Source organism: Pseudomonas citronellolis, assembly GCF_001586155.1.
Lineage (GTDB): Bacteria > Pseudomonadota > Gammaproteobacteria > Pseudomonadales > Pseudomonadaceae > Pseudomonas > Pseudomonas citronellolis.
The window spans coordinates 3,488,070-3,498,699 of record NZ_CP014158.1 but is presented as its reverse complement, the minus strand read 5'-3'; the positions used below and the strand labels follow the sequence as shown (position 1 = coordinate 3,498,699).

Sequence of the window (10,630 nt, the reverse complement as noted above, 5' to 3'; positions counted from 1 at the left end):
CCGAATGAAAGCCCTGAGCCTACTGCCCGCCTGCCTGCTGCTGGGCGCCTGCGCCGGCGCCCCGCAACCCCTCGACAGCGGCATCGCCGCCCCGCCCGCCTGGCAGTATGGCGCCGGCGACACCCGCCGCGGCGAGCTGCAGCGCTGGTGGACGCGCTTCGGCGCCGGCGAGCTGGACGGCCTGGTCCAGCGTGCCCTGGACAACAGCCAGGACCTGGCGGCGGCCATCGCCCGCGTCGACCAGGCCCGCGCCAGCGCGGTGATCGCCGGCGCGCCGCTGCTGCCGGAAGTCAACGCGCAACTGGGCGCTACCCGCGAGAAGCTGCTGCACGGCGCCGGCTACAGCGGCATCGACGCCAGCGAGGACGACAAAGCGGTGGATACCTTCAGCGCCGGCCTCAGCGCCAGCTACGAAGTGGACTTCTGGGGCGGCCGCCGCGCCGCCTACCGCAGCGCATTGCAGAGCCTCAAGGCCAGCGAGTACGACCGCGCCACCGTCGAACTGACATTGGTGGCCGGGGTCGCCAACGCCTACCTGCAGGTGCTCGCCCTGCGCGAACAGCAGCGCATCGCCCGGCTCAACCTGGAGAATGCCGAGCAGGTCCTGGGCCTAGTGCGCAGCCGCCGCGAGGCCGGTTCCGCCACCGAACTGGAAGTGGCCCAGCAGAGCGGCCTGGTGGCCGCCCAGCAGCGCCAGTTGCCGCTGCTGCAACAGCAGGAGCGCGATGCCCAGGTCACCCTGGCCACCCTGATCGGCGAACCGCTGCCGGCCCTGAAACTGGGCGGCCAGCCGTTCGACAGCGTGCAGTGGCCGCAGGTCGGCGCCGGCCTGCCCAGCGAACTGCTCACCCGCCGCCCGGACATCGCCCGCGCCGAAGCGCAACTGGCGGCGGCCCAGGCCGACGTGCAGGTGGCCCGCGCCGCCATGCTGCCCAGCCTGACGCTGACGGCCAACCTGTCCTCCGGCGCCAACCACGCCTCCGACCTGCTGCGCACCTCCTACTACGACCTGGGCGCCAACCTGCTCGCGCCCATTTTCAACCACGGCCGCCTGGGCGCCGAGCGCGACCGCCGCCTGGCGCTGCAACGCGAGCTGCTGGAGAACTACCGCAAGGCCATCCTCGGCGCCTTCGCCGACACCGAGCGCTCGCTCAACGGCATCGACGGCATCGACCGCCAGCTGCACTGGCAGCAGCAGGAACTGGAACAGGCGCAGCGCGCCTTCGAACTCTCCGACAGCCGCTACCAGGCCGGCGCGGAAACCCTGATCACGGTGCTGGACACCCAGCGCACCCTCTACCAGGCGCAGGACGCCGCGGTGCAGCTGCGCCTGGCGCGCCTGCAGGCGGCGGTGGGGTTGTTCAAGGCTCTGGGGGGCGGCTGGGAAGAGAGCGGCAGCCTCGCCCGGCGGCCCTGACGCCGCGCTCTTCACACCCAGGCACTGACACTCCTGCCTTCTTCAGCCGATTCATCCTCCGTTGACGGATACCCCCTACAGGCCTGCCTAGTGCGGACCTGCTGTGATAGCGGCTTTCCTTGGAAAGGAAGCCAGCCATGTTCTCCCTCGCCAACCAGCCCCATTTCAGCCTGAATATCGACGGCCTCGACAGCGACCTGCAGGTGCTCGAATTCCATGGCCGCGAAGCCCTGAACCAGCCCTACCGCTTCGACATCGAACTGGTCAGCGAACGTCCCGACCTGGACCTGGAAAGCCTGCTGCACAAGGGCGCCTACCTGGACCTGGGGCAGGGCCACGGCATCCATGGCCAGTTGCACCGGGTGGCCCAGGGCGAATCCGGCAAGCGCCTGACTCGCTACCAGGTGAGCCTGGTGCCACGCCTGGCCTACCTCGCGCATCGACATAACCAGCGCATTTTCCAGCAGCTGACGGTGCCGCAGATCATCACCCGGGTGCTGGAGGAACACGGCATCCTCGCCGACGCCTACCGCTTCCAGCTCGGCCCCACCGTCTACCCGCCGCGCGACTACTGCACCCAGTACGACGAGAGCGACCTGCACTTCGTCCAGCGCCTGTGCGAAGAGGAAGGCCTCCACTACCACTTCGAGCACAGCCCCGACGGGCACCTGCTGGTGTTCGGCGACGACCAGACCGCCTTCCCCAAGCTGGCGCCGGTGGCCTACCAGCAGGACTCCGGCCTGGTCGCCGACCTGCCGGTGATCAAGCGCTTCGGCCAGCGTCTGGATACCCGTACCGCCCGCGTCAGCCGCCGCGACTACGACTTCGAGAAGCCCAGGCTGCAACTGGAAAGCATGGCGCGCAGCGACAGTCGCCCGGACCTCGAGGACTACAATTACCCCGGCCGCTTCACCGACCGCGAGCGCGGCAAGCTGCTGAGCCAGCGCAGCCTGGAAAGGCACCGCGCCGACTACCGCCAGGCCGAAGGCCGCAGCGACCAGTCGGGCCTGCGCAGCGGCCATTTCCTGCCCCTGCGCGAGCACCCGCGCGGCGAGTGGAACGACCTCTGGCTGCTCACCGAAGTGCGGCACGAAGGCAAGCAGCCGCAGGTGCTGGAAGAGTCGGTCACCAGCGACGCCCGCGACGGCAAGGACGACTTCCAGCAGGGCTACCGCAACCGCTTCCTCGCCACACCCTGGGACGTGCCCCACCGCCCGCCGCTGGCGCATCCCAAGCCGCGCGTGCTGGGCAGCCAGACCGCCGTGGTGACGGGGCCCAAGGGTGAGGAAATCCACTGCGACCGCTACGGCAGGGTCAAGGTGCAGTTCCACTGGGACCGCGAGGGCCAGGCCGACGACAAGACCAGCTGCTGGCTGCGCGTGGCCTCCAGTTGGGCTGGCAAGCAGTACGGCGCCATCGCCATCCCGCGCATCGGCATGGAAGTGCTGGTGACCTTCCTCGAGGGCGACCCGGACCAGCCGCTGATCAGCGGCTGCCTGTACCACGCCGAGCACCTGCCGGCCTACGAACTGCCGGCGAACAAGACCCGCAGCCTGTTCAAGACACTCTCCAGCCCCGGCGGCGGTGGCTACAACGAATTGCGCATCGAGGACCGCAAGGGCCAGGAACAGATCTACCTGCATGCCCAGCGCGACTGGGACGAGAACATCGAGCACGACCAGAAGATCCGCGTCGGCCACGAACGCCACGACACCGTGGAAGCCAACGCCTACAGCGAGTTCAAAGCCGAGGAACACCGCACCACCCATGGCGACCGCAAGGTCGAGGTGCGCGCCGACGACCACCTGACGGTGGGCAACGACCAGCACCTGAAGCTCGGCAGTGGCCAGTTCATCGAGGCCGGCAACGAGATCCACTACTACGCCGGCGAGAAGGTGACGATCGACGCGGGCCAGGAACTGACGCTCAAGGCCGGCGGCAGCTTCGTCAAGCTCGACCCCGGTGGCGTCACCCTCAGCGGCGCCGACGTCAAGCTCAACAGTGGCGGCAGCCCCGGTGTCGGCACGCCGGCCGCGCCCCTGCTGCCCGGGCCGCAGCAACAGGCGGACCAGTCCCAGCCAGGACTGCCGCTCAGCGCCCTGGTCAAGCAACACGTGCTGTTCAAGGAAGCCAAAGGCGGCCTCTGCGAAGTCTGCGAAGCAGCCAGGCAGGAGCAGGAGGCCCGATGAACGAGCAAGGCGCATTGCTGCTCGACGGGGCAGCCTTCGACGATCCCGGCGGCTGGCTGCGCCGTCACTATCCGGGCCAGGCCCCGCTTCCCCTGTTGCGCGGCACGCCCTATGCGCCGATCGAGAGCGCCGGGCCATTTCTCCTCGATGCCCCGGCAGGGGGCGTGCTCCAGCAGGCCTGGGCGCAAGCGGCGCCGGGTCTGGAGCGGGCGGTCTGGCTGGAGAGAACGGTGCCACTCAAGGTGCTGTGCGCCAGCCTGCAACGCCGCCTGCGCATCCGCGCCCCGGATGGCCGCGAGTTCTGGCTGAGGCTCGCGGACGCCAACCCCCTGCGCAACGCCTGGGCGAATGCCGAGGCCTGGCCGGACGGCTTCTGGCACGGCGTGGCGGCGGTCTGGCTGCCGGGCGCCGACGGGCCGATCCGGGCCTGGAGCAATCCCGCGCCGGAACTCGACTGCGCCCCCGCTACGGCGGCCCTGGAAGCGCGAATCGTACTGGGCTGGCCATTGCTGGCAAGCCTGGCCCAGGAACCCCACGACGAACAGGAAAGCCAGGCATGACTCACACCCCAAGCGCCGCCGAGCAACTCAAGCCCGCGGCCTGCCCGCTGCTGGCCGCCGTACTGCCCGTGCGCTATGCCATCGGCCCCCTCGACCCCCGCCATCCATCCAGCCTGGAAGCCAAGACACTGGGCCTGCCGGCGCTGGCCGGGGCCATCCCGGACCTGGGGCCGGATCACCCGCAGTTGCAGGACCGCGCCCTGGGCTACGTACCGCGGCTGCTGCGGGACGGCTGGCTGTACGTGTGGGAGGAGGCCCGGCAGACGCTCAACGAATATCAGGTCGAGGGAGCGCTGCTCAAGGCGACTCGGCGCAACCCGGCGACCTTGCAACACGATGCCCTGCACTACCTGATGCTCGTCGCCGGCAGCCCGGCTAGCCTGGCCTGGTCGCCCATCCGCTGGAGCGATGCCCGGTTCCAGGCCGCCAGGGAACAGGCCGACCTGCGCCAGCGCTGCATGCGCAAAATCACCCCCGGACTGGCGCCGGCCAGCGGTCCGCTGCTCGCATTCCACCCGCAGATCGCCGACAACGCGCCCGAGAACTTCCGCTGGAGCTGCGCCCGCGAGCCGGCCTACTGGGCGCTCAGCGAGCGGGAATTGCGGCGACTCCGCGAATGCGAACAACAGCATTACGCCGTGGTCGACGACCCCTGGGCGGTGCTGATCGACCTGGCCGGCCTGCTGCGCGCCCGCAACCAGGCGTTCGACAAACTCACCCGGCACCGCAATGACGACTGGGCAGTGGCCTCTGTGATAAGAGCGGTCGGCGACAGCGACAAGGGCATTCGCCTGCCCGACATGGTCGACTACCCGCGCCTGCAAGCGACCCTGTACGAGCAGGAAAGGGAGTTCGAAGCCCTGGAACAGGACCGGCGGCGCATCGCCGAGTGCTGGAGCCACTGGTTCGACACCCTAGAGGCGGACACCTGCCACAGCCTGGCAAGCGCCTGCAGCCATTTCGACATCGGCGACCCCGCCGCCCGCAGCAGCCTCGAAGCCAGCTTCGCCGCCGCCCTCCTCGGTCCCTCGGCCACCGCGTCGGGCATCAAGGCCATCGAGCGGGCCCTGCGCCCCGGCGCCCAGGACGAACCCTGGCTGCTATGGGCGGTGCTGGGCGTTGCCCAACGCATCGGTGGCGCCGAACTCAAGCAACTGCTGCACATTCCCGAAACCCTGGAAACGCTCACCGGCGACCTGGCGGAGGCCGGCGCCAACATGGCCCGGGCCCTTGCCCTGAGCACCGCCCTCAACCACAGCGCCGGACAACTCGAACGCCTGGCCGTGGCGGCAGCCAGCGAACCCCTACCGGCAGCGCTGGCGCCGGTCCTGGGCGGCCACCTGCGCAACCTCGCCGAGCAGACCGACGAGACCGCCTACGTCCTGATGGCAGCCATGCTCGCCCGCAGCCAGCAACGCCTGGAAGCGGACCCCCTGACCCCGCGCCAGGCCCTGCAATGGCTCAGCCTGCAAATGGGCCAGGAGCACGGCGAGGGCCGCCGCCGCAACCTGCAGAACCAAATGGAGGAACTGGCGCGCCAGGAAGGGCGCGCCGTGCCACACCTGAAACTCCTGCCCAGCCCCCGGCCCGGCCATGCTGCTCCGCTGCCTCCTGCGGAGGCGGCCACGCTACTCAGGGGTCAAGGAGTGTCGCTGGAATTACCCAGAAGTATTGGCGAGATAATCGAAGAGGCGCCGCTGAAGTCGCTGATTTTCCTGGTAGCGGCGTGGAATCTTTGGCAGTCCGGGGAAGAGTGGTTTGACAAGAGAAGGGCTCAGAACTTTATCGCAGCAGGAAGCGCTACGTTGGCAGTAGGAACTGCTTATACCTCAACTATTCAACAAATTAGGGAGTTGGATTGGGAGCACTACACCTCACGGCTTAGTCAAATTGATTCAGCAGCTCAGGAACTTCTGGAGAAAGCGCTGGGAGTTGGTGCAGCCACCATGTTTGGTCAAGCAGTAACCGCTGGCCTCGATACCTTACTCTTCGGCTGGAAAGCTTTGGACACCTACCGCGCCGGCGACCTGGATAGTAGCGCCACCTATGCTGGCCTGTCGGGGACCAGTGCAGCCTATGCCCGTGTCTCGTGGCAGGCCATGCAGACATACCGGGCAGCGCGCGCCGCGGTACTGGCTGGCGAGACCAAAGCTCTGACCACCGGCGTTCGCGTGCTCTCGCTGCCCCTGCGCCTGAGCCTGCTGGGGCTGACGGTGACCATACTGGCCGGCCTGGTATCGCTGCTCTTCACCCAGGACACTCCGCTGGAGCGTTGGATCAAGGGCACCCGCTTCGGTATCCGCCCGGCCGACTGGGCCGGCAGCTACCTCACCACCCTGCAGGCTTTCTACCAGGTGGTGCTGCCGGTGCGCATGAGCCTGGAACGACTCGACGAAATCAACCCCTACACCGGCGCCCTGAGCAGCCTCTACCTGTTCATCCGCCTGCCCGGCCAGCGCCAGTACCGCCAGGGCATGCTCAGCTTCGACGGCCAGGAGGAATGGCGACAGGGCGGCCTGTTCGGCTTAGGCAGCGAGCCGGCCGGCTGCCGGCCCCTGGCCTGGGGCGAGGACGACCCCATCCCCTTCCAGCTGGACCAGGGTTCCCGCGCCCTGCCGCCGGAACCGGACGGCAGCCTGCGCCTGCGCCGGGTCTACCACGAGGAAGACGACACCCGGGCGCTCAAGCGCATCCGCGGAACCCTGGTGTATCAGCCCATCGACGGCCTGAGCCTGCCGCCCATCGATATCGACCTGGATTGATTCATGACCGAACCCTACTCGCATCCACTCGAACCCCGCTTGCGCGGAGCATCCGACAGTTGCCTGCTACATGCCGACCAGCCAACCGGTGCGTCCATGATGAGCCTGCCAGATGTGGAGGAACATACGAAGAGCTATATCGCCATCAAACATGGGGATAGCTCGTTCAAAGGCATTCCAACCGGGATGCTGGGAGGGCTGGGCGGTATCTTCGGGCTGGTAACAGCTTGGGCTGCCTATTTGGATCGAGACTGGGAGTGGGTCACCTGCTGTCTACTGGTAGGTTTGATGTCCTTTATCGCCCCCTTTCTCTGGGAAGTTTTACGTCCTCTTCCCCTCCCTCTGGTTATCAACCGCCGAACCCGTGAGCTGTATTACGAGCAGGATGGCAAGCTGTACCACACCCCCTGGGATGGCATTACGGCGGCGGCCTACGAGTTCGCCACCGTAGGCCCTAACTATGGCCGGATGCGCCATGCTGCGCTGGAAGTGCTGATGCACCGCTATGGCCACCCGCAGGAGCGAGTCATCGTTCCCGTGGGTCTCCCCATCGGCAAGCGCTTGTCGATGCAGCAAGGCTTCTGGGAATACCTGCGGGCCTTCATGGACAACGGGCCCTGGTTCGATGCGCGGGGCCGACATAGCGAGTCGTCTGAGTTCAACCTCAGCCTGGTCATCAACAAGAGAAGAACTTCCCTCAGCCTGGACTGGATGCTGCTGAAAGAAGAATACAAGGCCAACAATGGAAAGAACTTCCTAAGTGCGACCCGCTTCCTACTGCTGCTCTCCGGCCCGCTGATGTTTCCCATAGAAGTGATCCAGTATTTCACTTACGACGTCGCCAAGCGCCGCTCCCACCGCCAATGGCCAGAACTGGTCCGCGAACGCCTGCGCCCCGATGGTCCCACCACCCGCCTGATCGATCTGGAGCGGGAGCAAGGGCCAAATGTCTGAGGGACTCCCCGGCAAACCCAACTCGGGCCAGTCCATGACCGAACCCCGTCCACACCCCTTCGAACCTCGCTTGCGCGGGGCATCCGATAGTTGCCTGTTGCATGCCGACCAGCCCACCGGCGTTCCCCTGATGAGCCTGCCGGATGTGGAGGAACATACGCAGAGCCATATCGCCATCAAGCATGGGGATAGTTCGTTCAAAGGTATTCCAACCGGAATGATAGGGGAGATAAACGGCATCCTTGGATTAGTAGGAGCGCTGCATTCCTACATGGAAAGGGATTGGGAATGGCTTACCTATTGCCTACTGTTCGTTTTGATTTCGCTAGTTGTCCCCTTTCTCTGGGAAGTTTTACGCCCCCTCCCCCTCCCCCTGGTTATCAACCGCCGAACCCGTGAGCTGTATTACGAGCAGGACGGCAAGCTGTATCACTCCCCCTGGGATGGCATTACGGCGGCAGCCTACGAGTTCGCCACCGTGGGCCCTAACTATGGCCGGATGCGCCATGCTGCGCTGGAAGTGCTGATGCACCGCTACGGCCACCCACAGGAGCGAGTCATCGTTCCCGTGGGCCTACCCATCGGCAAGCGCCTGTCGATGCAGCAAGGCTTCTGGGAATACCTGCGGGCCTTCATGGACAACGGTCCCTGGTTCGATGAACAGGGACGACACAGCGAGTCGGATGCGTTGATACGAAGCCTGACGGACACGAACTCATCCGGTCAGCTCATAGGCGCCTTTTGGGCAGTGCTCGTCGAAAAATACAAGGCCAACAAGGGGCGTAACTATCTCGAATACAGCGATGTTGTAGGCATAGTGGGCGGCGCTTTTTTTGCGCCCATGTTCGCCATCCAGAAGTTTACCTACGACGTCGCCAAGCGCCGCTCCCGCCGCCAATGGCCCGAGCTGGTCCGCGAACGCCTGCGCCCCGATGGTCCCAGCACCCGGCTGATCGATCTGGAGCGGGAACAGGGGCTGGATGTCTGAGCCCCCACCTCGCAACGACACGCCCCTTGCGCACCAGCGACTCGCCGCCCGGCTCAGCGCTCCGCCAGCTTCAGGTTGCGCGCGTACCACGGCCGCCGCGGCGCGCGCTTGAGCCAGCCCTTGCGCTCGTCGTCTTCGGTGAGGATGACGCGCAGCGCCAGTTTCATGGTCTCCACGTCCAGGGCCAGGTCGCTGCTGCTCGCCTGCAGGTCGGAGAGGCCGCAGCCGTGGGTGGATGGGCCCAGCCAGGGGTCGTCGATCTCCACCCAGCGGCCGCGGGCGAACCAGGGCATGCCCAGCACCTCGGCGCGGCGCACCTCGCCCGGGTGGAAGCGCTCGTGGGCGCGGAACCAGTCCTCGATGCGGTCGTCGATCCAGCCGTGGAAGCACCAGAACACCGGGTTCACGTGGGACGAGAAGGGGTCGCCGAGGAAGTCGTTCTCGCGCAGGAACCAGCGCGGCGCGAAGTCGGCGTAGTTGCGGTCGGTCATCAGCGGCGCGCCGTTGGACGGGTCGCGCGTCACGCTGGCCCAGCGCATGTGCAGCCAGTCGTGCAGGCCCAGTTCCAGCTCCGAGCCGAACTGGCCCAGGGTGAGCTTCGCCAGGTAGGCCGGGTCCTGGTACTGCGACTCCCAGACCTGGAAATTGCCGTGGTAGGCATCGGCGCTCTTCAGGCCGCGCAGCCACTGGCTGTATTCGTCATCGTCCACCGCCACCCAGGCCGGCGGCACCGAGCAGCCGTCGGCGTTCTCGAAGTAGCGGATGAAGCCGGCGCGGTCGTATTCCAGCGGCACCGCCGGCGGCGGCAGGCGCTGCCAGGACGGCAGGTCCTGCAGCGAGCGAGCCTTGGCCAGCATGCGGCGGTGCATGAAGAGGAAATCGATGCCCGAGGCGTTGCGGTCCTTGTGCCGGCCGCGCGCGTCGCGTTCGGCGTCCAGCGGCCCGGGCTGCCAGCCCACGCCGCGCAGGGCGTTGCGCTGGGCCTCGTCGAGGTGGTGCCACTTGTCCCGCGAGGCATGCCAGAGCTGGTGGAACAGGCGGTGCTGCGGCGACACCAGCCAGGCCAGCAGCGCCTCGTTGAGCGGCAGGCGCTCGCGGGCCAGGGGAAAGGGGCGTTTTTTGGCGACGAAGCGGCAGTCCTGCTGCGGCAGGGACAGGTCTCGGTCCAGGCGCTGGAGGCGGCCGCTGAGGGTGCCGTCGCCGGCGTTGGCGAAGTTGTCCCACACCTCGTCGAACACGGCGCTGCATTCGTGGCCGGGCGCGTTGTCCTCGCCCAGCAGGCGCCAGCGGATGTTCGCCGAGCTGGCGCCGACCAGGTCGCCGAGCACTCGGTAGCGCGGCTGTTCCGTGCCGCGCAGGCGCTCGGGGGTGTCCAGCCAGCCGATCAGCCCGCGCCCGCGTGGGCCGCAGTCGAGGATCAACTGCAGGCCTTCGGCGGGCAGGCCCGGCAGCCCGGGCCCGGCATCGAGCAGGCGCAGGTCCCAGATGCCGCGCAGGCGGTCGGCCAGGCGCAGCTCGGCGCCGGCGCTGGTTTCCAGGCTGGCTTCGCCGGGCGTCTCCGGCTCCCGCGCGTCCAGCTCGCGGCGTTGCAGTTCGCGGTAGCCGAAGTAAGCCGCCGTCGGCAACGCCGCCGCCCCCGTCACTGCCAGGGCCGCCATGAAACCGCGTCGAGAAACCGTCATCGTCCGTCCTGTGTCCGTCGCCAAGCAGGCTGTACCGAGGCTAGAACGGTCGGCCCGGCGGCAAATTTAGCGGCGCGC

At 67.4% G+C, this 10,630-nt stretch carries 7 protein-coding genes; 6 read left to right on the top strand and 1 reads right to left on the bottom strand.

Annotation, left to right across the window (positions count from 1 at the left end):
* Window positions 1-4: 4 nt before the first annotated feature.
* From PcP3B5_RS15255 to PcP3B5_RS32175, 6 genes are all read left to right on the top strand, one after another.
* Complete coding sequence (locus tag PcP3B5_RS15255) at window positions 5-1,417, top strand: efflux transporter outer membrane subunit (RefSeq protein WP_061561758.1); 1,413 nt, start codon at window positions 5-7, stop codon at window positions 1,415-1,417.
* Between the two features lie 137 nt (window positions 1,418-1,554).
* The gene (locus PcP3B5_RS15250) at window positions 1,555-3,606 is read left to right on the top strand and encodes a type VI secretion system Vgr family protein (protein WP_061561757.1); all 2,052 of its coding nucleotides are present in this window, start codon (window positions 1,555-1,557) and stop codon (window positions 3,604-3,606) included.
* Window positions 3,603-4,166, top strand: a complete 564-nt coding sequence (locus PcP3B5_RS15245; protein ID WP_061561756.1) for a DUF4123 domain-containing protein — start codon at window positions 3,603-3,605, stop codon at window positions 4,164-4,166. Before PcP3B5_RS15250 ends, PcP3B5_RS15245 begins: the two co-directional genes overlap by 4 nt.
* Window positions 4,163-6,928: a toxin VasX gene (locus PcP3B5_RS15240; RefSeq protein ID WP_061561755.1), complete on the top strand. Its 2,766-nt coding sequence runs from the start codon at window positions 4,163-4,165 to the stop codon at window positions 6,926-6,928. Before PcP3B5_RS15245 ends, PcP3B5_RS15240 begins: the two co-directional genes overlap by 4 nt.
* 3 nt (window positions 6,929-6,931) lie before the next feature.
* A complete protein-coding gene (locus PcP3B5_RS15235) occupies window positions 6,932-7,882 on the top strand; it encodes a hypothetical protein (protein WP_070065499.1) in 951 nt (316 codons plus the stop codon).
* A 130-nt stretch (window positions 7,883-8,012) separates the two neighbouring features.
* Window positions 8,013-8,870, top strand: a complete 858-nt coding sequence (locus tag PcP3B5_RS32175; RefSeq protein WP_237143033.1) for a hypothetical protein — start codon at window positions 8,013-8,015, stop codon at window positions 8,868-8,870.
* Window positions 8,871-8,923: 53 nt separating this feature from the next.
* On the opposite strand, the gene pvdP is transcribed toward PcP3B5_RS32175, so the two are convergent.
* The gene (pvdP, locus tag PcP3B5_RS15225) at window positions 8,924-10,552 is read right to left on the bottom strand and encodes a pyoverdine maturation tyrosinase PvdP (RefSeq protein ID WP_061561754.1); all 1,629 of its coding nucleotides are present in this window, start codon (window positions 10,550-10,552) and stop codon (window positions 8,924-8,926) included.
* Between the last annotated feature and the right edge of the window lie 78 nt (window positions 10,553-10,630).